The 26192-nt window shown below is 37.7% G+C and carries 22 protein-coding genes; 15 read left to right on the forward strand and 7 right to left on the reverse strand.

Annotation, left to right across the window (positions count from 1 at the left end):
- Positions 1-2: 2 nt before the first annotated feature.
- The 6 genes from ACN0T8_RS05390 to ACN0T8_RS05415 all read right to left on the reverse strand — a co-directional run bounded on the left by ACN0T8_RS05390 (position 3) and on the right by ACN0T8_RS05415 (position 6788).
- A complete protein-coding gene (locus ACN0T8_RS05390) occupies positions 3-1097 on the reverse strand; it encodes a glycosyltransferase family 4 protein (RefSeq protein WP_417879627.1) in 1095 nt (364 codons plus the stop codon).
- Positions 1097-2371: an O-antigen ligase family protein gene (locus ACN0T8_RS05395; protein WP_417879628.1), complete on the reverse strand. Its 1275-nt coding sequence runs from the start codon at positions 2369-2371 to the stop codon at positions 1097-1099. The genes ACN0T8_RS05390 and ACN0T8_RS05395 overlap by 1 nt, the downstream gene beginning before the upstream one ends.
- A 21-nt stretch (positions 2372-2392) precedes the next feature.
- A complete protein-coding gene (lpxM, locus tag ACN0T8_RS05400) occupies positions 2393-3352 on the reverse strand; it encodes a lauroyl-Kdo(2)-lipid IV(A) myristoyltransferase (protein WP_417879629.1) in 960 nt (319 codons plus the stop codon).
- A gap of 215 nt (positions 3353-3567) precedes the next feature.
- Entirely contained in the window at positions 3568-4527 is a 960-nt protein-coding gene (gene rfaD, locus ACN0T8_RS05405) for an ADP-glyceromanno-heptose 6-epimerase (protein ID WP_417879630.1), read from the reverse strand.
- Positions 4528-4720: 193 nt separating this feature from the next.
- Positions 4721-5008, reverse strand: a complete 288-nt coding sequence (locus tag ACN0T8_RS05410; RefSeq protein ID WP_417879631.1) for a GIY-YIG nuclease family protein — start codon at positions 5006-5008, stop codon at positions 4721-4723.
- A 325-nt stretch (positions 5009-5333) separates the two neighbouring features.
- Positions 5334-6788: an MBL fold metallo-hydrolase RNA specificity domain-containing protein gene (locus tag ACN0T8_RS05415; RefSeq protein ID WP_417879632.1), complete on the reverse strand. Its 1455-nt coding sequence runs from the start codon at positions 6786-6788 to the stop codon at positions 5334-5336.
- 253 nt (positions 6789-7041) lie between these two features.
- Between ACN0T8_RS05415 and ACN0T8_RS05420 the strand changes: the two genes are divergently transcribed.
- From ACN0T8_RS05420 to ACN0T8_RS05465, 10 genes are all read left to right on the forward strand, one after another.
- Complete coding sequence (locus tag ACN0T8_RS05420; protein WP_417879633.1) at positions 7042-8250, forward strand: CDP-glycerol glycerophosphotransferase family protein; 1209 nt, start codon at positions 7042-7044, stop codon at positions 8248-8250.
- 3 nt (positions 8251-8253) lie between these two features.
- Positions 8254-8649, forward strand: a complete 396-nt coding sequence (locus ACN0T8_RS05425; protein WP_417879634.1) for an adenylyltransferase/cytidyltransferase family protein — start codon at positions 8254-8256, stop codon at positions 8647-8649.
- 15 nt (positions 8650-8664) lie between these two features.
- Positions 8665-9846 carry a CDP-glycerol glycerophosphotransferase family protein gene (locus tag ACN0T8_RS05430; RefSeq protein WP_417879635.1) on the forward strand — a complete coding sequence of 394 codons (1182 nt, stop codon included), beginning with the start codon at positions 8665-8667 and terminating at the stop codon, positions 9844-9846.
- Between the two features lie 19 nt (positions 9847-9865).
- A complete protein-coding gene (locus ACN0T8_RS05435; protein ID WP_417879636.1) occupies positions 9866-10630 on the forward strand; it encodes an ABC transporter permease in 765 nt (254 codons plus the stop codon).
- 1 nt (position 10631) lies between these two features.
- Positions 10632-11372: an ABC transporter ATP-binding protein gene (locus ACN0T8_RS05440; protein WP_417879637.1), complete on the forward strand. Its 741-nt coding sequence runs from the start codon at positions 10632-10634 to the stop codon at positions 11370-11372.
- 12 nt (positions 11373-11384) lie between these two features.
- Entirely contained in the window at positions 11385-13790 is a 2406-nt protein-coding gene (locus tag ACN0T8_RS05445; protein WP_417879638.1) for a CDP-glycerol glycerophosphotransferase family protein, read from the forward strand.
- Between the two features lie 241 nt (positions 13791-14031).
- Positions 14032-15039: a glycosyltransferase family 2 protein gene (locus tag ACN0T8_RS05450; protein WP_417879639.1), complete on the forward strand. Its 1008-nt coding sequence runs from the start codon at positions 14032-14034 to the stop codon at positions 15037-15039.
- Positions 15008-16360, forward strand: a complete 1353-nt coding sequence (locus ACN0T8_RS05455) for a glycosyltransferase family 2 protein (RefSeq protein ID WP_417879640.1) — start codon at positions 15008-15010, stop codon at positions 16358-16360. Before ACN0T8_RS05450 ends, ACN0T8_RS05455 begins: the two co-directional genes overlap by 32 nt.
- A gap of 1 nt (position 16361) precedes the next feature.
- The gene (gene glf / locus ACN0T8_RS05460) at positions 16362-17510 is read left to right on the forward strand and encodes a UDP-galactopyranose mutase (protein ID WP_417879641.1); all 1149 of its coding nucleotides are present in this window, start codon (positions 16362-16364) and stop codon (positions 17508-17510) included.
- A gap of 10 nt (positions 17511-17520) precedes the next feature.
- Positions 17521-18438, forward strand: a complete 918-nt coding sequence (locus ACN0T8_RS05465) for a glycosyltransferase (RefSeq protein ID WP_417879642.1) — start codon at positions 17521-17523, stop codon at positions 18436-18438.
- Between the two features lie 299 nt (positions 18439-18737).
- Here the strand turns inward: ACN0T8_RS05465 and ACN0T8_RS05470 are convergent, their stop codons facing one another.
- Complete coding sequence (locus ACN0T8_RS05470; RefSeq protein WP_417879643.1) at positions 18738-20612, reverse strand: polysaccharide biosynthesis protein; 1875 nt, start codon at positions 20610-20612, stop codon at positions 18738-18740.
- 607 nt (positions 20613-21219) lie between these two features.
- Here ACN0T8_RS05470 and ACN0T8_RS05475 point away from each other — a divergent pair.
- The 5 genes from ACN0T8_RS05475 (at position 21220) to ACN0T8_RS05495 (ending at position 26157) form a co-directional block, all read left to right on the forward strand.
- Complete coding sequence (locus ACN0T8_RS05475; protein WP_417879644.1) at positions 21220-22179, forward strand: UDP-glucose 4-epimerase family protein; 960 nt, start codon at positions 21220-21222, stop codon at positions 22177-22179.
- Positions 22180-22197: 18 nt separating this feature from the next.
- Positions 22198-22746: a sugar transferase gene (locus ACN0T8_RS05480; RefSeq protein WP_417879645.1), complete on the forward strand. Its 549-nt coding sequence runs from the start codon at positions 22198-22200 to the stop codon at positions 22744-22746.
- Between the two features lie 79 nt (positions 22747-22825).
- A complete protein-coding gene (locus tag ACN0T8_RS05485; protein ID WP_417879646.1) occupies positions 22826-23992 on the forward strand; it encodes a nucleotide sugar dehydrogenase in 1167 nt (388 codons plus the stop codon).
- 561 nt (positions 23993-24553) lie between these two features.
- Entirely contained in the window at positions 24554-25519 is a 966-nt protein-coding gene (locus tag ACN0T8_RS05490; protein ID WP_417879647.1) for a DHH family phosphoesterase, read from the forward strand.
- A 350-nt stretch (positions 25520-25869) separates the two neighbouring features.
- The gene (locus ACN0T8_RS05495; protein WP_417879648.1) at positions 25870-26157 is read left to right on the forward strand and encodes a GIY-YIG nuclease family protein; all 288 of its coding nucleotides are present in this window, start codon (positions 25870-25872) and stop codon (positions 26155-26157) included.
- Positions 26158-26192 lie beyond the last annotated feature (35 nt).

The following is a 26192-nucleotide window of genomic DNA, read 5'->3' on the forward strand; positions in this document are numbered from 1 at the left end:
CGCTATTTATTAGTGAGTAACGTTTGAAAAAAGTTTAGATGTTGTTGGGCTGTGTTTTGAACGGAAAACTTGTTAATCATACGTTGTTGAGCAAGTAATCCCATTTTTTGACGTTTTTCTTTCGAGCCACAGAGTAAGCGGATTTTATCTGCAATAGCCATATGATTATTGACGGGAATAATGTAGCCGGATTCCTCATCGATGATTAATTCTTTACCACCACCAGTTGTTGTGACGATAGAAGGCACTGCCATTGCCATTGCTTCGATAATGGTTTTAGGTAAGCCTTCTCCGCTAACTGATGGTTGAATTTGTATATCACTAGTCGCTAGAATTTCAGGGACATCTTTTCTATAACCTAGAAAATGGATACGTTCTTTCATCCCACTCGCGTTAGCGAGAGCAAGGTTAGCTTCGGTATCCATATCACGGCCAATAAGTAAAATATGTAATCTGTCGAGGTCAGATAGTTGAGATGCACTTTTTAACAGCACATGAACACCTTTACTAGGGCGAGCATTTGCGATACAAGTTACGATGATCGCATCTTTTGGGATGTTTAATTCTTCTCGTGATATCGCCTTGGCTTGATACCAAGAAATATCATGTCCTTTATAGATAGTTACTACGTTATTTGCATCCATCCAAACATGCTTTTGTACATCATCAGTTACAGCCTGAGCGACACAGCTTATGCCATTTACTCTTGGATGTAAGTGAGTCAAGTAGGCACTTGGGTCATGTTTATACAAACCACCAACAGTTCCTCGGTATGTCACCATCTTTGTGTTTTTAAATCCAATACAGGCAAAAGCGGCATTTGGTATGGTTTTGGAGTTCATGGCATAAACAATGTCGTAATGCGTAGCTTTAAGTTCATTGCGTAAAGTTTTAATAGTCTTACAACAAACTTTTTTACTTGGATAACAGTCGATAACCTTGATTCCATTTGCTTTAAAGCGCTTAACGTATTCGGATTTTCCTTGGGTAACAATAGTGATATTATTGCCTAAGTTAGCCATTTCAATGAACATTTCTGCTTCTGGGCGAACACTGTTCCAGGTATCTTTATAGGAACTAAAAATTAAGATATTCATCAGTTACCTTGAGAGTGGTTTAATTTAATTGCACCACTTGATATTAAAAATATGGATAAAATTAATGGATAAAAAATAGTACCAGAATTATGAGCGAAAAATACCTGAGTTAAGCAATAACTCATGGTCGCTAAAATATGAATCACGCCACATTCTTTTAAAATATTATGTTCTGGTGAGGTCTGTTCCATTCTTTTAAATAAGTATAATGGATATAGAAAAACTGAGATCAAACTGATAAACCCTACAATACCATAAACAGATAAATACTCTAAAAACTGGTTATGAGCATGTATATTTCGCCATTTATTGAGTAATTTAGGCATAACCCCTGTGTTAACTTGTTCTTTTCTAATCTCTAATCTTTGTGGATAACCCGAACCAAAAATAGGGTATTCTTTTGTGGCTAGTATGGCGCTCTTCCATAACATAACCCTTACACCCACCGAAGAGTTTAGATTGCCACTCTCTAGTTTTTGTATATCTTGAGAAGCTTGATTAACTCTGTTCATAACATGCTCAGATTGCAGAGCCGAAAAGATGAACAGAGAGAGAAATAACATGGGTAAAAGAATGATGGCTTTATTCCTAAAGTAATGACGATGAGAATAAACGAGATATATGAATACTACGGGTAAGGCAATCCAGGCACCTCTAGAGCCAGACATAAGACTTGCAGCAAGGCCACAAAGACAGCCGATAAAGGTAAAGGTGGCAATCTTATATTGTTGGTTTTTAAGTGAATAAATAAAAAAGTTGCCACAAAGTAGTCCCATGGTCATGACAATGCCGCCATCTTGTATCGGCATATAACCTTTCATCCAAGCTATATCATTTATTCCAGTAAAAGCACGGTTCATCCCATAATATTGAGTATGAATTATTGCAACGATAAGGGCGAGAATAGAAGATAAAGTGACACCAAGGATAATAAAGTTTACTTTTGGTGGGTACTTTATCAGCATTAGTATTACTAAGAGTACAAATATAAAACGACTAGGCTGATCAAAATCGGAAGTATTACCACCTTTAAATAAAAAAGATAATACCGATATGCTAAAAAAGGCAATAAAGATAGCGGTCAAAGTCCAAAAGTTTTTCGGAAGGTCAGTCTTTTTTATTGGGAAAGCTAAAAATAGAGCAGGAAGTAGTAGGAAAACACCGGAAACATTATGGCCTTTTCCGATAATTAATAATGAAGTAAAGGCACATAGCACACTTAGATTCACCAGTTGAGTTTTAAATGTGGATTGTTCTTGGTAGCGAGTCGACATTACGGCGAGTACTCTTTGGTATTATTTTTTATAAGGATTAATATCAGGGTCTCGACGAGTTCTTAATAGCCTCAAAATCCACATATACTGCTCAGGCCTTTCAGTCACATAATGTTCAATACACTCATTCATCATTCTAGCATCTTGATATTCATCACCGGTTGGAAAGGGTAGGGCAGGGTAGAAATCTAATTCGAACTGACCTGTTTCTGTGTTGATCATAGCAAATAGAGGAACGATTTTAGCCTGGCTTAGTTTCGATAAACGACCTAACCCTGAAATCGTAGCTTTTTTTGTTGCAAAGAAATCGACAAAGACACTGTGTTCACGGCCAAGATCTTCATCGGGTAGATAGTAACCTAGGTACTTATCTTTACGTACTGATTTAATGAAAGGTTTGATCCCTACACTTCGATCATAAACACGGCCGCCGTATTGAACTCGCTGTTTATGCATTAACCAGTCTGCCACTTTATTTTTTTGGCCTTTTGCCATGGCAGAAACAGGTAATCCACGAGAGGCCAGAAGTACCGCAGGGATATCAATAGACCAAGTATGAGGGACCAATAAAATAACATTTTCATCGTTGTCGAGTACGTTTTGAAGGTGCTCAAAACCACGAATAGTTGTGTTTTTTTCTAACCACTCTTTACTTCTTAATGTAAGAAGCGGGAATGTCAGCATAAACATAGAAGCGGTGACATATAGCTTATACAGAATAGCTTGACGTTCTGATTCTGATTTCTCTGGAAAGCATAAAGACAAGTTAACCCGAGCGCGATGAGTTGCCCCAGATTTAAGTTTTATTGCTTGTTTAGCAACAAATTTTGATAATGCTAATTTGGCTGAACGAGGAAAAAATGCGAATAGACAAGCCAAGAACAGAGCAACCCAAGTTCCCCAATATTTAGGGGCTAGAAACGACCATTCAAAGGTTGGGTTATACGCTTTCTCATCAAAGTCATTACGTTGCTGGGTCATAAATACTCTATCAACTTATCTATCATATGAAGGCAATGTTAAAGTGTTAATCTGTCATCCTGAAAAGCGACGCAGGAGCGCAGTTCAGGGTCTGTTATCGTAAAGAATTCATTATTCTTAAGTAGATTCCGGATAACTCGTACCTCGTTTCCGGAATGACAGTGCTTTTATTCTCGTTTTTGGAATCAAGGTGTTGTTCGATTAAGGGCTGCTGCTTACTTATTAATCTCAGCCAAATACTCAGCCACACCTTCTGCAACGGTTTTAAACTTAACATCGCAACCTGCAGCGCGAAGTTTATCTAAGTTCGCTTGAGTGTATTCTTGGTAAGCGCCTTTTAAATGCTCGGGGAATGGGATGGATTCAATCGTGCCTTTACCGTGATGTTTCACTACCGCTTCAGCAACTGCGCGGAAAGGTTCGGCTTTTCCAGTACCACAGTTGAAAATGCCTGATACACCGTTTTCCATAAACCAAAGGTTGACTTTACACACATCACCCACATAGATGAAATCACGTTTGAACTCGTCGCTGCCTTCAAATAACTTTGCATTTTCGCCAGCAAGTAATTGGTTGTTTAGGTGGAAAGCGACTGAAGCCATGCTGCCTTTGTGTTGTTCGCGTGGGCCATAAACATTGAAATAGCGGAAGCCGGTAATTTGAGACAGTTTTTCGCCGTGCACTTCTGCATCTGCCCATAGGCGGCGCACGTAGTTATCAAATTGCTGTTTTGAATAACCGTAAACATTCAGTGCACCTTCGTATTCACGCTCTTCAATGAATTCTGGCTTTTGCGAACGAGAAGGTTGTGCGCCATAGGTTGCAGCAGAAGAGGCGTAAAGGAATGGAATCTGACGATCAACGCAGTAGTGTAGTAACTCTTTAGAATACTCGTAGTTGTTGAGCATCATATATTTACCATCCCACTCAGTCGTTGCAGAGCATGCACCTTCATGGAAAATCGCTTCAATCGGGCCGAAATCATCGCCAGCCATGATTTGAGTTAGGAAGTCATCACGATCCATATAATCCGTGATATCTAAGTCGACTAAATTAACGAACTTTTTACCGTTTTTTAGGTTGTCGACTACTAATATGTCGTTGTAACCAGCTTCATTTAGTGCTTTAACAATATTGCTGCCAATCATGCCAGCACCGCCAGTAACGATAATCATATTTACTTCCTAAAGAATTTAAAAAACAGACAGGGCGAAGTATATCAGAAGATAAGTTGAGAGAGGAAATAAAAGCGAACTTCAAGATCCGAGACTCGAGGACGCTTCTTTTATCACTAAGGCTAAAAATATGCGTCATCCTGAATAGCGAGTCACGAGTGTAGTTCAGGATCTCCTACAGATAGCAGGGAACTTACAGTTGATAGTATAAATCAACCCATTCTTTATTGTGTTCTGTAATTAGGTTGTTTTTCCATTGTCTTTTCCAATGTTTTAATTGTTTCTCCCTTGAAATTGCTGACTCCATTACATTATGAATTTCGTAATAAACTAGATTGATAGTGTTATATCTATATGAAAACCCATTGACTTGTTTGTTTTTATGCTGCCATACACGCTGTTTTAGTTGACTGGTGACACCAACATATAACGATTGTTTATTATTGGATGAAAGGATGTACACACAAGGCTGTTTCATCATTGATTTTCCTTTATGGTTTGCATTAAGCCGTCATTTCTTTTTGAGGTCTGTATCAAGTCGTCATTCCTTTGAGGTTGTTATTAACCGTCATCCTTGAGGAGCCTAAGCGACATCGAGGATCTACATTCAGCGCGTGGTGAGTAGATTCCCGCTCTCGCTAAGGCTCGGCAGGAATGACGGATGGAATAAAGCTCGCAGAAATGACGGATTCATTAAGGCTATGACAGTAATGTAAAGGCTTCACAGAGCTATCATTCCTTTTTGAGGTTGTTATTAACTCGTCATTCTTGAGGAGCCTAAGAGACATCGAAGATCTATTCTCAATTTACACAATAACGTCGCTTGTAAACCTTGCCTTAAGCAACGCTTTGAATTCATCCTTCACCTCTGGCTCTCCATGAATTAAAAATACCTTCTTCGGTAATTTTTCAATCCCTTCAATAAACCGCAGTAAATCTTTTTGATCCGCATGAGCTGAATATCCAGACATCGAATGAATCTGAGCATTTACCTCTATTTTTTGATTCGAAATATAAACATAGTTGTCACCTTCTTGTAGCTCGCGGCCAAGCGTTCCATAAGCTTGAAAGCCTGTGAGAATCACGTCGGTTTGTTGGTGAGGAAGTAGCGCTTGTAGGTAGTTCATAATACGACCACCATGACACATGCCGCTGGCAGCGACGACGATGGCGGGTTCGTTCGTAGAAGCAAGTCGATTGGCGAGTTTGGTATGTTCTTTATGGTTATCAACCGTGATGAGTTGCTCAAAAGAAAGTGGATGCCTATCGATATTCTCATCAAACTCAGTGCATTCATCATTCCATAGCTGTTTGAAACGTTCGTACTCTTTGGTGACTTTTAATGCCAGTGGAGAATCTAAAATGATAGGCAGTTGTTGCCAAAAATCATCGGAAGTAGTTTTGGTTTTAATGCTGTGTTCAATCAAACGTTCGATATCAAATAAAATCTCTTGCGTGCGCCCAACACTAAAAGCCGGAATTAAAATCACGCCGCCATCTTGTAATGATTTTTGAACGATCTGTTCCAACCGCTGTGAGCGAGTACTTACATTATCGTGCTGTTTATCACCATAAGTAGTTTCAATGACTAGATAGTCAGCTTGTTTCGGTGGAATAGGATCCGGTAATAATGGCGTATTACTCGGCCCTAAATCACCAGAAAAGACAATAATTTCACCATTTGGTAGTTTAATCTCGATATAAGCCGAACCTAGAATATGCCCAGCAGGCTGGAACCTGAAGAGAAGCGAGTGCGCTTCGCTTGCCGAGTGAGACACTTTTCCTCGGCTCTTGAGTGAAACGTCCTCAGATCTCGGCTCTATTTTTCCCCACTCTCCATACTCCACCGGCACAATAAGCCTTTCAATCCGCTCTAAAACCACCGCCCTCTGTTTCTTATTCAACCCCAGTTGAAGCTTTAAACCATCATCCAACATTAATGGAATAAGTGCCGCAGTTGCTTTGGTGCAATAAATCGGTTTATCGAACCCAGCAGCGAGCAACCAAGGTAGGCGGCCGATGTGGTCGATATGGGTATGGGTTATTAGTAAGGCTTCAATGTGCTGAATATCAAAATCAATATTAAGTGCGGTAATGGGGTCCGAGGCGGCATCTTTACCTTGAAACAACCCACAATCAATTAAGATGCCATACTGATCAATACGCAATTCATGACATGATCCAGTAACCGTATTTTTACCGCCATGATGGAGAAGAAAATATTGGTATTCATCGTGTAATTGATACATGCGAGTCGTCATAAGTAAGCCTTATCAATAAAGTTTAACCTGCTGATTTAAATGAATACTAAAGGCTTAATGTTAGAAAGTCTGGATAGGGCGTATTGTTTTCGATCAAGTTATCCTTTGTTATTAGTAATTGTTATTAAAATGTCATAAGTAAGAATAGTATCTTGATGAAGATTTGTCCTACGTGCGCTCGCGCAGAGCCCTCGTTAGTGGTAGAATTTCGGCCAATTTTGGTGACCTAGTAAGTGAAATGAAGCAATTTAAGATGTTAGTAAAGCAGTTTTTATCCAGAACAGGAGCTTTAGACCTCTATGTTAAGCAGCTTTACATCCATCTAACGGTGTACATATACAAATTAAAGCACATTGGCATAGCAACTCAATCAAATCAGTTTGTCTTTGAAAGTTTTCAAGGTAAATCTGCTTCTGACTCACCTTACGCCCTTTATCTTGAGCTTAAGAAAGTTAAACCTGATGCTAAATTTATATGGGTATTTGATAACCTTAAACACTCTGACTGCTCTAAACTTTCACAAGAATCAAACACAGTGTGCGTAAAACGAGGGAGTAAAGATTACTTCAATGCTTACGCTTCAAGCGAATACTGGATTGTAAATTGCCGTTTACCATACCGTTTGTTGCCAAGAAAAACCCAAACCTTATTACAATGTTGGCATGGTACGCCGTTAAAAAAATTAGGTTTAGATATTCAAGTTGAGAATCACCCTACTTCGAGTTTAAAGGCTATGCATTTTGCATATCACTGGGAAGGAAAGCGCTGTAAGTATTTTTTATCTCCTAGCGCTTATGCATCACAATGTTTCATTACATCATTTGGTTTAGATAAATCTAAAGTTTTGGAACTGGGTTACCCTAGAAATGATGATTTAGTTAATTACAAAGACGATAAATCTTATCAGAACCAAATAAAAGACAGCCTTGGAATAGAGCAGAATAAAAAAGTTATTTTATACGCGCCAACATTTAGAGATGATGACTTTATTGCCGGTAAGCATGTTGCCGTGAATCAATTAGATAACGAGAAGTTTAAAAAACATTTTGGTTCAGATGTTCAATTTTTATTTAGAGGGCATTACTTTGCTCAGGTAGAACAGCCTAAAGATGGCTTTTTTATCAATGTTTCTGACTATCCTAGTATTAATGATTTACTACTTATCTCTGATGAAGTGATTACCGATTACTCAAGTCTATTCTTTGATTATTTAGTATTAGAGCGCCCTCTATACTTTTATATGTACGACAAAGATAAATACCTGAATCACTTACGGGGCACTTATCTGAATGTCGAAACAGATATGCCAGGGCCTGTTGTTGAACGGCAGGATGATTTAGTTCAGCTATTAACAGAACCAGAAAAATCATTAGTACAACGAAAGCAATTTAATCAGATCTATAATCCTCACGAAAACGGGCGGTCTGCTCAACGTGTCATTCAAACAATTTTAGGTAATTAATCTATGTCTAAGCGAGTTATTACATTTGGTACTTTCGATGTTTTTCATGTGGGACACATTAACATTCTTGAGCGTTGTGCCACATTGGGAGATACCTTAGTGGTTGGAGTATCCAGTGATGCACTGAATTTTTCTAAAAAACAACGTAATCCAATCTACTCAGAGCAAGACCGACTTAAGATCATTCAATCACTTTCTTTTGTTGATGAAGTATTCATTGAGCATTCTTTAGAAAAAAAACGTGAGTATATTGAATTTTATAAAGCAGATGTATTAGCGATGGGAGATGACTGGAAAGGCCGTTTTGATGAGTTTTCAGATATTTGCGAAGTGGTGTATTTTCCTCGCACACCTTCGATTTCCACTTCTGAAATCATTGAAATAGCTAAAAATATCTAGTGGTTGTATACAGTTTTGAATAAGAACCGCAACCGTTACTTAAAGCTAAGAAGTGCGCTCTTCATCAAAGGCGCGCTTTTTTCTCTGCTTGGTTTTTTTGTTAGTAGAAAGTCTAAACGGATTATTTTCAATTCGGAATTTAATACTGAGTTTAACCATAACTCTAAGTATCTGTTTCTATATATCTTAAAACATCACCCAGAATATGATGTACGTTTTGTCATTAATGATCTTGAGCTTAAAGAGTCTCTTAATCAAGAGATTGGACCATACTTTATAGACACCTACAGCATCAAAAGCCGTTGGTACATCTTACAAGCAAAAACGTGGATTACATCTTCTTTAGAAACACCTATAGGTGGGTTTTGTCAGGCTTATAAACGAAATGTTTTTCATCTAGGTCATGGTGCACCTTTAAAACGGATTGGTCGAGCTGAAAAGTATTTGAACTGGAAAAAATCCTTATATTATCGATTAATTAAAGGGAACTTTAGTTACTTTTTTTCCACTTCAGAAGCTTTCTCTGAAACTTGGCGAGCGTGTTTGAATTTGAGAAAAGAACAGGTCGTCATTGCGGGTCAAGCGAGAAATGACGCATTGAGAAGTGATTATCAGCATTACAATGAAGTATTAAAGCTTGATTCATCGAAAAAAAACATACTCTATGCACCTACTTGGCGGCCATTTGATGATACGGTGATTTTCCCTTTTTTAGATTTCAATGAAGAGAAAATCGAAGCATTTTTACACAAGTATAACTGTATATTACATTTGAGAGTTCATCCGAATTTTGAATCAAACATGCCTAAAAAAATACAAAATATAAAGGGTGTTAATATCCTATCTCGTGCATGTATTACAGATATTAATGAAGTGCTTGGGCAATTTGACTTGCTCATTACAGACTATTCGAGCATTTATGTTGATTACTTATTAACGCAAAAACCGATGTTATTTTTGCCTTATGATTATGAAATGTATAAATCTAACATCGGTTTTACCATTCCATATCAACAAGCCACGCCAGGGCCAAAGCCAAAAACACAGAAACAATTTTTACAAGAAGTGGAACAATTACTCTTTAATTCTGAGTATTACTCGCAAGAGCGTGAAGATGCCAATGATTGGCTTAATTCTGTGCAAGTTGATCAAGCGAAGCAAAATGCACACTTAATATTCCAACTCATGAAGAGTTAATGATTAAATAGGTACTCAATTGAATACAAAAGCCATCTCTCGAAATTTGTATATTCTCTACACATTGGCGCATTTGAAGAAAAAAGCCAATATTCGTGGCACATTTTTAGGCTATTTATGGTGGATCATAGAACCTATGATGCTCATTGCCTTATACAGTTATGTTGTAGGAATGATCTTTGGGCACAGGGGAGCTGATCAAATACTTATGATTGCAATAGGGGTAACACTTTGGAAATGGTGGAGCTCCAGTATGTCGACAGCAACCACCTCTTTTAGGCGTTATAAAGGGATTGTTTGCCAAGTGAAGATGCCATTGCCTATCTTACCAACCTCTGAAGTATTTGGTGAGAGTTACATGTTCTTCTTTGCTTATGTCATTTTGCAAACTGTACTTTTGTACCTAGGTTTTACTCCTGACATATTCGCTTTAATAATGGCATTTGTAACCTCAATGGTGGCAGTGACGGCTTTGTCTTTATTTTTGGCAATGTTAAATGTCTTTGTAAGAGACACCGCATTTTTGGTGGGCTTTGGTCTAAGGATCCTTTTTTACATTACTCCGATTATCTACCCTTCTAGCAGAGTACCAGAGAACTTTCGTTTTTTAGTCGATCTGAATCCATTTGCATACTTAATTGATTATTATAATAATGCTTTGATTTATACGGATAAAGTTCAATACGATAATATGTTTTATGGCTTAGCTTTTTCATCGTTAGTCTTAGTCGTATTAATTAGAATGTGTAAGAAGCTAGCCCCTCAAATCATCAGGAATGTATAACATGAGTGAAAAAAACTTAGTCGTCGAGCTTGATGATGTCACACTTAAGTATGCAAATAGTACCAGCTTTAATTTAAAGCGATTGTTCTTATCGAAACATGAAAGGCAGCGAGTAGTATCTAACTCTAATGCCAATCGTGAAGCGGCTTTGAGTCATGTGTCTCTGAAATTTTATGAGGGCGATATTGTTGGTATTGTCGGGCGTAATGGTGCGGGAAAGTCGACAATATGTAAGGTGTTATCTGGGGTGCTTGAGCCAACCAGTGGTCAGTTTTACTCAAAGTTAGATGTAGGCTCGTTACTTTCTTTGAATTCTTTTTTTGCCAAAGAGCTCAGCGGATTAGATAATATCTATCTTGCTGGTGCATTATTAGGTAAGAATAAAAAAGAAATAGAAGATAAAATTGAAGAAATTATCGATTTCTCTGAATTAGAAGAATCGATTCATAAGCCCATTGAAACTTACTCAAGTGGTATGGTTTCACGTTTGGCTTTCTCGATCGCGACTACTTATCGCAGCGATATTTTGATCATTGATGAAGTATTAAGTGTGGGTGATAAGTATTTTCGGGAAAAGTGTAAAAAACGAATGCAAGAAATTATGAAGCAATCACGCCTTATTATTATTGTTTCGCATTCGGATTCAGATATAAAAAATATGTGTAATAGAGCGATATATCTAGATAAAGGGAAAGTGGTTCTAGATGGTTCTGTTGATGAAGTTATGAATAAATATAAATAATTGTTGGTTTCTATGTATAATAAAATAAAAAAATTTTTTAAATCTGTCATAAAAAAAGAAAATAAAAAAGCAAAGATAATTTATACAATTGAAAGAAATAAAAACCTAACATTGGAAAATGTTGTGTTGTTTGAATCTTATCATGGTAGTCAAATATCTAGTAATGAATTTTATTTAATGAAGGATTTATATTTTAGAGGCGATAGAAGTGTAGATATTTTTATTGCGTGCACAAAATCTTCCGAAGGAAGAATTAAAGAAAGATTAAGTTATTATGGCATTGAAGATGTTAAGCTTGTTCGCATACATTCTAAAGAATATTGCCATCTGCTTTGTGTCGCAAAGTTTCTAATCAATAGTACTAGTTTTCCTGATTACTTCTTTAAAAGAGAAGGCCAAATATATTTGAATACTTGGCATGGTACGCCATTAAAAAATATGGGCAGATCTGATGTAGATGAGCCACATATGATAACAAATATACAAAGAAACTTTTTGATGTCTGATTATATTCTATTTCCTAATGCTCATACAAAAAGAGTTATGGAGAAAGAATATATGTTATCTAATTTATATAAAGGGAAATTCATCCTAGAAGGTTACCCTAGAAATGATGTTTTTTTCTCTGGAAACAAACAATTAAAATATGATTTAGGCTTAAGTGAAAAGAAAGTTTTTGTGTATATGCCTACATGGAGGGGGAAATTAGGTCGAAATAATAACATGTACACGTTGGCCAACATATATCTTTTTATTGAAAAGTTATCAAGATCGCTTTCAGATAATGAGGTTTTATTTGTCAGTTTTCATTATTTAATGAAGAAAGGGATAAATATAGGTGATTTTAAAAATACATTTTATATCCCAGGGTACGTTGAAACCTATGACTTTTTGAATGTTGCCGATGTTTTAATTACGGATTATTCATCTGTAATGTTTGATTTTATAAATTCAAATAAAAAAATTGCGTTGTATCAGTTCGATTATGATGAGTATGATGAATATCGAGGTGTGACTATTGATAATGAAAGTCTCCCATTTTTTAAATCTAAAAATATTGATGAGGTTATCAGTTTTATTAAAGATGATAATGTTGACAATATAGAAAGCTCTTTAGATTTAAGATTTTGTGAATGGGAAACAGCTTATAGTTCTGAAAAGGTAAATGACTTCTTATTTTACAATAAAGAAAACACTATATCCTTCGGCTATCCAGAATGTAATAATAAAGAAAATATTTTAATTTACCCTGGGAATTTGGCTAAAAATGGGATTACAACCTCAATTTTAAGTTTGTTAGGTGAGATTGATAGAAGTCGGTTTAATGTGTTTTTAACTTTTTCTCAAAATGCAGTGAAAAATAACAAAGATATTATATTGAATTTTGATCGCGATATTGGTTACATACCATTTAGGGCTATGTTAAATTATACTTATACAGATGCCTTATTATTGTTTTTGTATTTTAATTTTCACTTTTCTTTTTTGAGCAGAGTGATAAAAAACATATACAGTAAAAACTTTAAAAAAGCATACCCAAATTGTGAATTTTCACACTTAATTCAGTTTAGTGGTTATGATCGACATGTGATAAATTTATTTGGTTCATCACGTATGACCAAAACAATTTATGTACATAATGATATGTGGAAAGAATATAAAACTAGAGGTTTTGCTCATAAATCGACGATGGATAATGCTTATACCTCATATGATAATATTGCATTAGTAAATCCGGTTTTAGCTGATTGTTTTGGTAAGTTTAAAGTTGATCGTTCGAAGTTAACTGTTGTCGAAAATCTACATCCTCATGATTTAGTTGTACATAAATCATGCATGCCTATAATATTTGATCCTGAAACTAAATCTAATATATCTAAGAGTGAATTAGAGTTAATATTGAATGATGATTCAAATAAAAAATTCATTAATATAGGAAGGTTCTCACCAGAAAAAGGCCACGATAGACTTATATCTGCATTTGAAAAAGCTTGTGTTGAGGATAATAATTTATATCTAATTATTATAGGTGGACCTGGAAGAACTTATAATGAAACTCTAAAATTGGCAAAAAACTCTGAATTTAGTGACCGAATTGTGATTATCCATTCTATTCGGAATCCATTCCCTATTCTTAAGTTGTGTGATCTATTTTTATTATCATCTCATTATGAAGGATTAGGCTTGGTGATGTTGGAGGCGATTTCTTTAGGAGTACCAGTCATTTCTACAGATATTCCTGCCCCGAGAGCTTTTTTAGAAAAAGGTTATGGCACTATTGTAGAAAATAGTACAGATGGTTTGTATCAAGGTATGAATGATTTCCTTGGTGGGAGTGTGTTTTCTGCAGAGGTTGATTGGGATGAATATAACGCTAAAGCTTTAGGGCAATTCTATGGGTTATTAGAGAGTAAGTAAACGATTAATGAAGCCTTATTAGGCTTCATTGATATTAATTCAAGTACGAGTAAATATGATTGAAAAATTTCTGGAGTTAGGATTTTTATAAGTAGACGATAGGCTCTGTATTTAAAAATTTTCAATAATAAATCCATGATCTCACTCATTAAATGAGGTTTGTCATCTTTTATTAATTGTTCCGTAAAATAACTGACACAAAAAACGCCCATTATTGTAAAAAACTTTAATGGGCTTTTTTATGTCACACATTTCAATCATCATACCTGTGAAGAACGAGCAAGATAAGCTTTTACGCTGTATTCGTTCTATTCAATCTGGTGACTCTCACCGAATCTACTTCATTGTTGTCGATGATCAATCTACCGATTCAACGTTATCTATTGCGAATGACGCTCTAGCATCAGGTGATTTTGAAGGTAAGGTGTTATTGAATGATGGCTCTTCTGGGGTAGGGGCTGGCGCTTGTCGAAATTTAGGTATATCTCATATCCCAGAAAATACAGATTATGTCTTATTTTTTGACGCGGATGACGTTATGCCTGCAGGTGTATTGTCCCGTTGGGTCGAGTCACTTGAACAAAATCAAAGCGATGTGTCTATTGCTCAGTATGAATACTATGTTTCTGATACAGCTAGTATTGGTATGAATAAGGCCGATGAAAAACTTTGGAACCAATTGGTTAACTCTGAGCAGCCACTATTTAATGAAGCTAACCGTTCCAAGCTTCTTAAAATGATTAATTACCCTTGGAATAAACTACTTCGTTATGATTTTTTGAAGCGAATTAAATTGCGATTTTCAACGACGCCTGTCCATAACGATATTTATGCACACTGGATCATTTTACTTAATGCTCAAGCCCCCTGTTTATTTTCCGAGTCTGTTTGTCATCATTTTGTGATCTCTGGTAATCAGCAAATTACCAACATATTTAATGGGAAACGCTTAGCCATTATTCCCGTGCTGGAAGAAGTTCAAGCTTATTTTTACCAGAATAAAGACCATTCTAAAGTTTTCTATCCTACTTTTTTAGAGTTTAAACGAAGTGTTTTAAGTTGGGCCTATGAGCGTATTCAACCCGAATTGAAACCACAGTTATCTCAGCTTATCCAAGATTCATATCAAGACATCACATCGCAAACCGTATTGGAAGCCAGTTTGCATCATCCTGCTACGGCTCTACAAGCCGGGTTGCTCAAATTAGGAATGGACTATGACACTATCAATCATCGTTACCACATTTAATATTGAAAACTATATCCATCAGTGTCTTGAGTCTATTGCGAACCAAACCTTAAGTGATATTGAAATTATCGTGGTCGATGACGCATCAACGGATGGTACCCGAAAAATTATTGATGAATTTGCTAAAAAAGACGATCGAATAAAAACCATATACTTTGAAAAAAATACTATCGGTGGGGTATCGAGTGCGGCGAACGCTGGGCTTGATATCGCGACCGGTGAGTATATTGGATTTGCTGATGGTGATGATTGGTATGAGCTGGATATGTTCGAGCGTTTGTTTGAGTTGGCGAGTTCAGGTGATGCCGATATCGCGTTTTGTAATTACCTAGAGTTTGATGAAAGCAACAACCAGAAAAAAGTGCCTTCAGATGGAAAAAAATGGCCAGATATCCATTCATTTATGGGGCAAGTTAATGATTCTGACGAATTCAAGCGCAAATTGTTGCGATTAAACCCGGTTCCTTGGAGAAAAATTTATCGACGAACTTGGTTAGAAAGCCACAAAATCCGTTTCCCTGTCGGCGATTATTTTTTTGAAGATAACCCCTTTCATTGGCAGAGTACGATTTTAGCAAGCAAGATTGTATTTGATGACTTTATTGGTTGTTATCATCGTATTAACCGCCCTGGACAATCAATGGCAAGGGCGGACAAAAAGTTACTGGCGATGTATGAGCATCATCAAACTATTTTGAGTATCTTAAATACGACTGATTCTAGTCGATTTTATGAGCAAAGTTTTGGTTGGTTAGTCGGCAATACATGCTGGATTGCGCGGAAGATGGAAGCTGAGTTTATGCAAGAATTATTTATTGCATTCAAGCAACAGACCTCTTTTTATTCATTGGATTGGGTAACCAATTTATTGGATACACCAGTGTTGGGGCGTTACGGCTCTGATTTAGTGAGAACCGCTCTGGAAAATGATTATGAAGCTTTTTGTGTTGTGGCAAAAGGGAAGAAGCTCAAACTTGATAATAAGCAACAAAATAATAAATTTCCCCCTCCAAATACCTCAATAAATTCTCTATTCACACAATCTATACATACATATAAAACGGAAGGTTTTAGAGCTTTATTAAAAAAAATAAAAGCGTACTTGGAATACCGATATAACTTGAAAATGCATTCTTTTTTATGGGTATCAAATCGACGTTTATTAAAAGAGTTACAGCATGTTAAACGTGAGGCTCATGGACTAAAGCAAGAGGTACAAGTGCTTAAGGTTGCCTTTCTTCTTCAATCTCAAGAACATCAATTGAACCAGAATTATACGGCTAAGTTACAGGGAAAAGTCAGCTTAAAGGATGAGGTGTAATATGTATTTATGTGTTGGCGCTGGTTTCTCATGTGCAATTATTGCAAGACAACTTGCCGAGCAGGGTTTTAAGGTGGTGGTTATTGACTCTCGGGAGCATGTGGCTGGAAATTGCCATACTCAACGGCATGATAGTACCAATATTTTGGTTCACACATATGGCCCTCATATTTTTCATACTGACGATGAAGAGGTCTGGAACTATGTAAATCAATGGGCCGAGTTTAAGCCTTATGTAAACCGTGTGAAAACGACTTCACAGGGTGCTGTGTATTCATTACCTATTAACTTACATACGATTAATCAATACTTTGCTAAAACACTCAAGCCTACCGAAGCAAAAGAATTTATTGAATCTCAAGCGGATACTTCGATTGTTGATCCTCAAACCTTTGAAGAGCAAGCAATGCGCTTTGTTGGTAAAGATTTTTATGAAGCTTTCTTTAAAGGCTACACCAAAAAGCAATGGGGTGTTGAGCCTTCAACACTCCCTGCAAGTATTTTAAAGCGTCTGCCTGTTCGCTTTAATTACGATGACAATTATTTCAATCATAAATATCAAGGCATGCCAGTTAATGGTTATACCGAAATTGTAGAGAAGATTTTAGATCACGATAATATTGAAGTGAAGTTAAGTACGAGCTTTGATAAATCAATGGAACAAGACTTTGACCATGTGTTCTATTCCGGCCCCATTGATACGTATTTTGACTATAGATTTGGTCGTTTAGGTTACCGTACTTTAGATTTCAAACCTGAAATTTATGAAGGGGATTATCAAGGTACAGCGGTGATGAATTATGGAGATGAATCCGTACCTTATACACGAATTACTGAGCATAAGTACTTTTCTCCTTGGGAAAAGCATGACGACACTGTGATCTATAAAGAATACAGTCGATTGGCTGAAGATAATGATATTCCTTATTACCCAATTCGTTTTGCTGGTGGTGAAGGTGTTGAGCAATTATCCAATTATGTAGAACTTGCGAAACAGCAATCTAAAGTGACTTTTATTGGTCGGTTAGGGACCTATCGTTATCTTGATATGGATGTGACGATTCGTGAAGCGCTTCATGCTTCAAAGTGGATTCTAGCGAACATTAGAACGGGTTCATCTATCCCTTCGTTTTTTGTTGATGTTGTCTAGGTGAATGTCTATGAAACCTTACAAAATTGCATCGATTGTGGTGACTTATAATCGCTGTCACCTTTTGACAAAAACATTAGCTTCATTGGTAAAACAAAACGTAGATACCATTTATGTCATCGATAATAACAGTAAAGATGAAACGTATAATGTAGTTTCAGCTTGGGCTGACAAGACGAAAGGTCGGGTTCGATATGTGAATACTGGTGCCAATTTAGGTGGGGCGGGTGGTTTTGCTTTAGGTTGTAAATTGGCTTTGGAGTCGGAAGAGAAGTTTACCCATGTGTGGTTTTCTGATGATGATGTGACCTTTCACCATGACTGTTTAGAAAAACTGACACCCTATCTAGATAAAAAAACGATATTACAACCGATGCGATACGATATAAAAGGGCAGAATGCTGAACAGTCTTCAACGGATGTTGATTTAAAATCGGTGTGGATACTTAACCATAAACGAAACTCAATTAAAGATACCCACGAAAAGTATAATAAAGAGCCATTTGAAATAGATTTTATGCCCTTCGAGGGCCCGATTGTCCCTATCCCGGTATTGAAGTTTACTGGTTTGCCTGATGAACTCTATTTTATTTTTAGTGATGATTTAGATTTTGCGTTAAGAGCAAGGAAATTAGGCTTTAAAATTCGATGCATACCTAAGGCTGGAATGACTCGCTGGGTTGAGAGTGGTAATAGTCACGATGTTGCAAGTTGGAAAACCTATTTTAATTACCGTAACTTCTTTCGAATTCAAAAACTTTATGGTGAAAATAGATTTGTACGTAATCGACCTTATTTGATAGCTTGTCTGGTCGTTGCTTATTGTTGTGTCAGGTTCGAGTTTAAGAAAATTAGAGTGATACTTGATGCGTTAGAGGATGCGATGTCATATCGATTTAAGTATCACGAAAAGTATATGCCCAAGTAACTTCAAGCTACGAGTTTCAGTCAGAATAAAACAAGCTTTAGGCAAGGCAAATTGAATATGATCATAGTGTGATTCTATCTCTGTTCAATTTAACGCAGTATAAAGCTTGTTTTAACTTGCCTTTTGGGAGCTTCATCCAACCCTTTCTTTTTTATAAGAGATAGTCAGCATCAGATTGGTTTGAAAGGTGCTTACATTCCTTCACCAATCTTCCTTGTCTAAAGGTTTGGATGATAGTTCTGAATTTTGCATCTTGAAGTCGCTTGGGTATATGCCTAAATGAAGTCTTTTGATTCTCACTACGGCTGTTTAGGCTTATACCCGGTCGGCGTTTCCAGCAAAATACGTTTAATACATTCCAAATCAAAGTCGTGGCAGCAACTATCAAGTTGTTTGATCACGACCTCCATTTCTTGCCAGCTTAGGCTTTCTTCACTTGCTGTCATGATTTTAGGGTGGCAAGTGCCTGTTACATTCTCCCCAATCAACAATTCTTCATAAAGTTTCTCTCCCGGCCTTAGACCAGTAAAGCGAATTTCTATATCCCCTTCTTTTTTATTGCCTTCTTCAGTGGCTTTTTCTGTCATACCCATAAGGTGGATCATGCGTTTAGCAAGGTCTAGAATCTTTACCGGCTCTCCCATATCTAGCACAAATACTTGGCCGTTATGACCTATTGCGCCAGCTTGTATGACTAATTGTGCTGCTTCTGGAATGAGCATGAAAAAACGTGTGATATCAGGATGAGTGACGGTAACAGGCCCACCTTTCCGAATTTGCTTTTTGAATAGTGGTACTACTGAGCCTGAAGAACCTAATACATTACCAAAACGAACCATAGTAAAGCTGGTACCAGATTGTCTATCAGATAAAGCTTGTAATACGAGTTCTGCTAAGCGTTTGCTGGCTCCCATTACATTGGTTGGGCGCACTGCTTTATCGGTTGAAATTAAGGTGAAGTTTTTCACACCGGTATTGATTGCCGCCTCTGCCACACACCAAGTACCGAAAACATTATTGCGTATGCCTTCGACGATATTATCTTCAACTAAGGGGACATGCTTATAAGCGGCTGCGTGATAAACGGTTTCAACCTTGTAAGCTCTCATTAGTTTTTCTACTCGATTTTGACGTTGTACCGAGCCAAGTGCTGCGACAATTTTTGTCTCGTATTTTAAGTGTTTTTTTGCTTGTTGTAGTTCTTGGTCAATTTTATATAGATTGAATTCATTGAGCTCAAATAACACGATACAGTTTGGGTTTTGCTTGAGTATTTGTCTACAAAGTTCAGAGCCAATAGAGCCACCTGCACCAGTGACCATGATGTTTTTATTGGTGATGTTTTGACTGAGTAACTTTGGTACAGGGTCTACCGGGGTTCTTCCTAATAAATCTGCGACATCTAAGTCTTTAATCTCGCCAGTTTGCGCTCGCCCTGTCGCGATGTCTTCGACAGAGGGTACCGACTGTAATTCTATTGGTAAGTTTGAAAGCCTATCAACCAAGCGTAATCGTTCGCCTTTATTAATATTATTAATTGCTAAGAGTAACTTAACCGGTTGATACAGTGGTTGAAGGCGGTGGAAGTCTGAGCTTGAGTGAATTTTAACACCATGAATAACCTGACCGACTTTAGATGGGTCGTCATCAAACAGGATTGCTGGGTTATATTTTTCACCATGAGCCAGTGAGTAAGCAAGTTCTCGACCAGTTGCGCCGGCGCCATAGATAAAGACGTTAGGTTTATTGCGGCGATAAAACTGATGATAATAATTTCGTATAAGAATGCGTGGTGTTCCTAGAGTCATCACAGCAAAACCAGCAAAAATAAAAGGGACACTTCTAGGTAAGAAAGAATGGAATATAAAGCTAGTAATCATAAGAGTGATGCTAGAGGCCATCACAGCAATCAATATATGACTTAAAGCAGCCACCACCATATAACGGACTACCGCACGATACATTCCTAAGTGTAGAAAGATAAAAACAGTGACTAATGTTGTGATTGACCAGCTTAGAATTTCTTCTTGCCCTATTTGAAAGTTACTATGTCCGAGGCGTACAACAATAGAAAAATAAATAGAAAGTAGAATTGCTGTAATGTCGTATATAACATTGATAATACGCTTTTCACGACGATTAATTTTTAACAAGTTTTTGATGATGTTGAGCATTAAGAAGGCAACTTGTGTAGGTAGAATATGAGGGATGATTGTAAACGGATTTGTGGGAATTTTCTATATGGGATTTTGGGGAGAGATGAGAGGCGAGAGGCGAAAAACAAAAAGCGAGAGGTGTCGCCCGAGGATGACGGAATAATCGTCATTTCGCACATGACGCATAGGACGTCATTCCAGCCGAGCCTTAGCGAGAGCAGGAATCTACTAGAATCGCGCTGAATAGTTAAGTCCGTAATGGTCTACAACACGTGGTGAGTCGATCCCCGGTTCCTCGTTTGTTTGAGTGAACTGATGTTGTGAATTATATTGTGACTCGGCCCGAGGATGACGAAATAAACGTCATTCCGCACATGAGCCTAAGCGAAGAAGATGCGGAATCTCCTAAAGCGCGTTGAGACTTAATGTATAGACAATGTGAGTAACGTGCTATTGGAGATACTGAATCGCGTTCGTTCCTTACTTGTTCAGCATGATGGCTTACTTGAGTTTCGAGATGCGAGTACGCTGCGCTCGAGATACGAGAAGCGATCTTGGATAACTCGGCTCTCGAAGTAAAGCGCACTCGAACCTAGGATCTATCTTTTAAATTAAGAGTATTTTAATGAATTTATTAATCACTGGTGCAACTGGTTTTGTGGGAAGTCGCTTAGTAGATGTTGCATTAACGGCAAAGCATCAGGTTTCGGCTGTCATGCGTTCTGACAATGTACAGAATGTTAAGTCTCATTCGAATATACACTGGTGTGTTGGACATCTTTCTCCTGAATTTGATTGGTCAGTACATTTGAAAGGGATTGAATGTGTTATCCACTGTGCTGCACGTGTCCACCAAATGCAAGAAGAGGCTCAGGATATTCAAGCAGTCTATGATGAGGTTAATTTTCACGGCACTTTACATTTAGCAAGACAAGCGGTTGAAGCAGGTGTGAAGCGGTTTCTTTTTTTGAGTTCGATTAAGGTGAATGGAGAACAAACTGAGGCGGGTAGCCCTTTTACGTCTACAGTCTCATTTCCACCAAGTGATCCTTATGGTCTGAGTAAATATAAAGCAGAAATGGCCTTGATGGAGCTTGCTCAAAAAACAGGGTTAGAAGTTGTTATTATTCGCCCACCTCTAGTCTATGGACCAAAAGTAAAAGCCAATTTTAAATCAATGATGAAATGGGTGAGTAGGTCTGTTCCTTTGCCATTAGGGGCGATTAAAAATCAGCGAAGTTTGGTTTATTTGGATAATTTAGTCGATCTTATTATGGTGTGTAGCCAGCATCCCAATGCAGCGAATCAAACCTTTTTAGTGTCTGATGATTATGATGTTTCGACGACTCAATTATTAAAGCAGATTAAACAATCTTCCAATTCTCATTGCGTATTAATTCCTATTCCAATGGTCTGGTTTAGACTTGCTGCCAGCTTGATAGGTAAGCCGCAAATTGCACAACGTTTATGTGGTTCTCTTCAAGTGGATATCTCTGACACTAAAAAAAAGTTAAACTGGCTACCTCCGGTTTCTTGGCAACAAGGTGTGCTCGAAACGGTTAAATATCATCTCCAATCAAAGTAGTTATTAGGAACGACATTCATGTTGCGGTTATTTGATTTTATTTTTGCTTTTTTCGGTTTGTTGTTTCTTTGGCCTGTGCTTGTGATCATTATGATTATTGGTTATTTCGATACCGGTTCACCATTATTTTTTCAGGTTAGAGTCGGTAGACACCAACAACCTTTTACTTTGATTAAATTTAGGACTATGCCAGTTAATACGCAGTCTGTTGCAACCCATTTGGTTGGTGTTGGCTCGGTGACAAAACTGGGGGCATTTTTACGTAAAACCAAGTTGGATGAATTGCCTCAATTGATTAATGTCGTGAAAGGGGAAATGAGTTTAGTTGGTCCGAGACCTAACTTATTTAATCAAGAAGAGCTTATTGCAGAAAGAAATAAAAGAAATGTTTATAGCGTGCGCCCTGGTATTACCGGGTTAGCTCAGGTCAATGAAATAGATATGTCTGAACCTGAAAAATTGGCCGAGTGGGATCAACAGATGATTCAGAATATGACGGTAAATAATTACTTTTCTTATATTATGCAAACGATATTAGGAAAGGGAGCAGGGGATCGTGTTGTTTAAATGTGAATTTTTTATTTGAAACTAGCAGCTTAAGGTTGGTTGAGTATACTATCTACATATTAATTGATGAGAATGTATTATGAAAATTGCTATCGCAGGTACCGGCTATGTCGGCCTTTCAAACGCTGTTTTATTGTCACAACACCATGAAGTGGTTGCGGTTGATATCATCCCTGAAAAAGTGGAGATGATTAATCGTCGTCAATCACCAATCGTGGATGCTGAAATAGAACAGTTTCTCGCTGAAAAAGATCTCAATCTTACCGCAACGTTAGATAAACAAGCCGCTTATCAAGATGCAGAATTTGTCGTGATTGCAACGCCAACGGATTACGATCCGCAAACCAACTACTTTAACACTTCATCCGTTGAAGCGGTGATTCGTGATGTCATGGCGATGAATCCAAATGCAGTGATGGTGATTAAATCTACTGTGCCAGTGGGTTATACCGCTAATATTAAGCAAGAAATGCAGTGTGAAAATATTATCTTTTCACCTGAATTCTTACGTGAAGGTCGTGCTCTATTTGATAACTTACATCCATCTCGCATTATTGTTGGTGAGCAGTCTGAACGAGCTAAAGCCTTTGCCAACTTATTAGTTGAAGGTGCGATTAAGCAAGATATTGATGTGCTGTTTACTGATTCGACTGAAGCAGAAGCAGTGAAGCTGTTCTCTAACACTTATCTGGCTCTTCGAGTTGCTTATTTCAATGAATTGGACTCTTACGCTGAAGCCAATGGTTTGGATGCGCGTCAAATCATCGAAGGGGTTGGTTTAGACCCTCGTATTGGCAATCATTACAACAACCCATCATTTGGTTACGGTGGTTATTGTTTACCAAAAGATACCAAGCAGTTGTTGGCTAACTATGATTCTGTACCCAATAATATTATTGGTGCCATTGTTGATGCCAACCGTACTCGTAAAGACTTTGTGGCCGATTCAATTTTAAAACGTGACCCTAAAGTTGTGGGTATCTACCGTTTAATTATGAAAGCCGGTTCAGATAATTTCCGAGCTTCCAGTATCCAAGGCATTATGAAACGTTTGAAAGCCAAAGGTATTGAAGTTGTCGTTTATGAACCTGTCTTAAAAGAAGATGATTTCTTTCACTCTCGCGTTGTTCGTGACTTTGATGAGTTTAAGCAAATCTCGGATGTGATTGTTTCAAACCGTATGGTAGAAGAGCTTGCTGATGTTGAGGGTAAGGTTTATACCAGAGATTTGTTTGGTTCAGACTAAAAGCGAAAAAGATTGTTGCGTGTAGCGTGGAAAAGCTAAGAGCAGAGCCGAGGTGCGGGGACGTTTCACTCGGGAGCCGAGAGTCAATCCCGTCATTCCAAAAGTGAGGGACGAACTGTTTGGAATCTACTGAAAGCGCGCTGAATCAATTGGATTTACAACGAGTGGTGAGTAGATCCCTGATGTCGCCTAGGCTCCTCAGGGATGACAGTTTTTCGTGATTTATTGATGACGGTTTTTCGTGATTTATTGATGACGGTTTTTTTGTGACTTATTAAAGTGAAGAAACTTGTCATCCCGGAAACGAGGGACGAGTTATCCGGGATCTACTTAAAGCGCGCTGAATCAATTGAATTTACAACGAGTGGTGAGTAGATCCCTGATGTCGCCTAGGCTCCTCAGGGATGACGGATTTTTAGGTGAGTAGATTCCCGCTCTCGCTAAGGCTCGGCAGGAATGATGCTTTTCTGGGTAGGCGCAAAACAAAGCGATCTTAAAACTGCTTTTTCTAGGGACTAGGAACTCGAAACTAGTAACCTCTTTGCATTTAAAAGGATTTTTATGCACTACGATGTATTTAACGGTGATGCGGATGGGATCATTGCGCTACTACAGTTACGTTTAGCTGAACCAAAGGCAACTCAGTTAATTACGGGAGTGAAGCGTGATATTCAACTACTTTCTCAGGTAGTGGGAAAGAGAGATGTGACATCCGTGACAGTCTTAGATATATCTCTACAAAAGAACCTTATTGCGCTTAACTCTCTGCTTGAGCAAAAAATTCCTACCTTTTATTGCGATCATCATCAAAGTGGTGATATTCCGCAGTCTCCATATCTCACTACTTTAATCAACCTTGATGCTGAGGTTTGCACCAGCTTGTTGATCAATTTGCATTTGAAAGGCCAATTTCAAACTTGGGCGATTGCTGGTGCCTTTGGTGATAATATGACAAAGCGCGCCATGGCTTTATCTCACCAAAGTGGCTTATCAAGCTCTCAAGTTGCCTTCTTAAAAGAACTCGGTAAATTGATTAATTATAATGGTTATGGCGCAAGCTTAGCTGATCTTCATATTGCTCCTGCTAAGCTTTTTCAAACACTACTTACTTATAGCAATCCATTTGATTTACAAAAAGATACCTCATCGGTTTTTTATCAATTAAAAGTGGGGTACGAGCAAGATTTGGCTCAGCTTGAAGATATTAAAGCGACTTTTAAAGCGGAAGATTACGAAGTTTTCTTATTGCCTAATGCTGCTTGGGCGAGACGTATCAGTGGTGATTTTGGTAATCAATTAGCGAATCACAAACCAGACAAAGCATTTGCGGTGTTAACACTTAATGAAAGTCAAACCGATTATACGGTGAGTGTTCGTGCGCCATTAAATCGTCGAGAAGGGGCGGATGAGGTGTGTGGTCAATTTGAAACTGGTGGTGGAAGACGTGCGGCTGCAGGGATTAATAAGCTTCCTCTTGAGGATCTGGAGCTGTTTATTCATGCGATGGAGAAACGGTTCCATTACTAGACATAAGCATGGCTTTGCTATTTTAGGTGTAAATAGGTTTTCTGCCTGTTGTTAGTAGATCCCTGATGTCGCCTTCGGCTCCTCAGGGATGACGGTTTTTCATGACTTATTGATGATGGTTTTTTCGTGACTTATTGATGACGGTTTTTCATGACTTATTGATGACGGTTTTTTCGTGACTTATTGATGACGGTTTTTTAATGACTTATTGATGACGGTTTTTTCATGACTTATTAAAGTGAAGAAACTTGTCATCCCGGAAACGAGGGACGAGTTATCCGGGATCTAATTTCAGTCTTCACTCATACTAATTATTGATATTGTTTGTTGGTATTTCTTGGGGATATCTAATGAGCAAGCAACCATGTATTTATATTCTTACATCAAATAATCGAAAAGTATTTTATGTAGGAGTAACCAGTCAACTTAAGCAAAGGATCTGGCAACATAGAACAAAGCAAGTTGAAGGATTTTCTAATCGCTATAACACGACATGTTTAGTTTATTATGAATTGTTTGATGATATATCTTTAGCTATTTCTAGAGAGAAAAGGCTAAAGAAGTGGAAGCGTGATTGGAAAGTCGAATTAATTCAGAAGTTTAATCCCGAACTTAAAGACTTGTATGACCAAATCTGAGTTGGCTAGATCCCTGATGTCGCCTTCGGCTCCTC

The organism is Vibrio sp. (assembly GCF_048266485.1).
Taxonomy (GTDB): Bacteria; Pseudomonadota; Gammaproteobacteria; order Enterobacterales; family Vibrionaceae; genus Vibrio.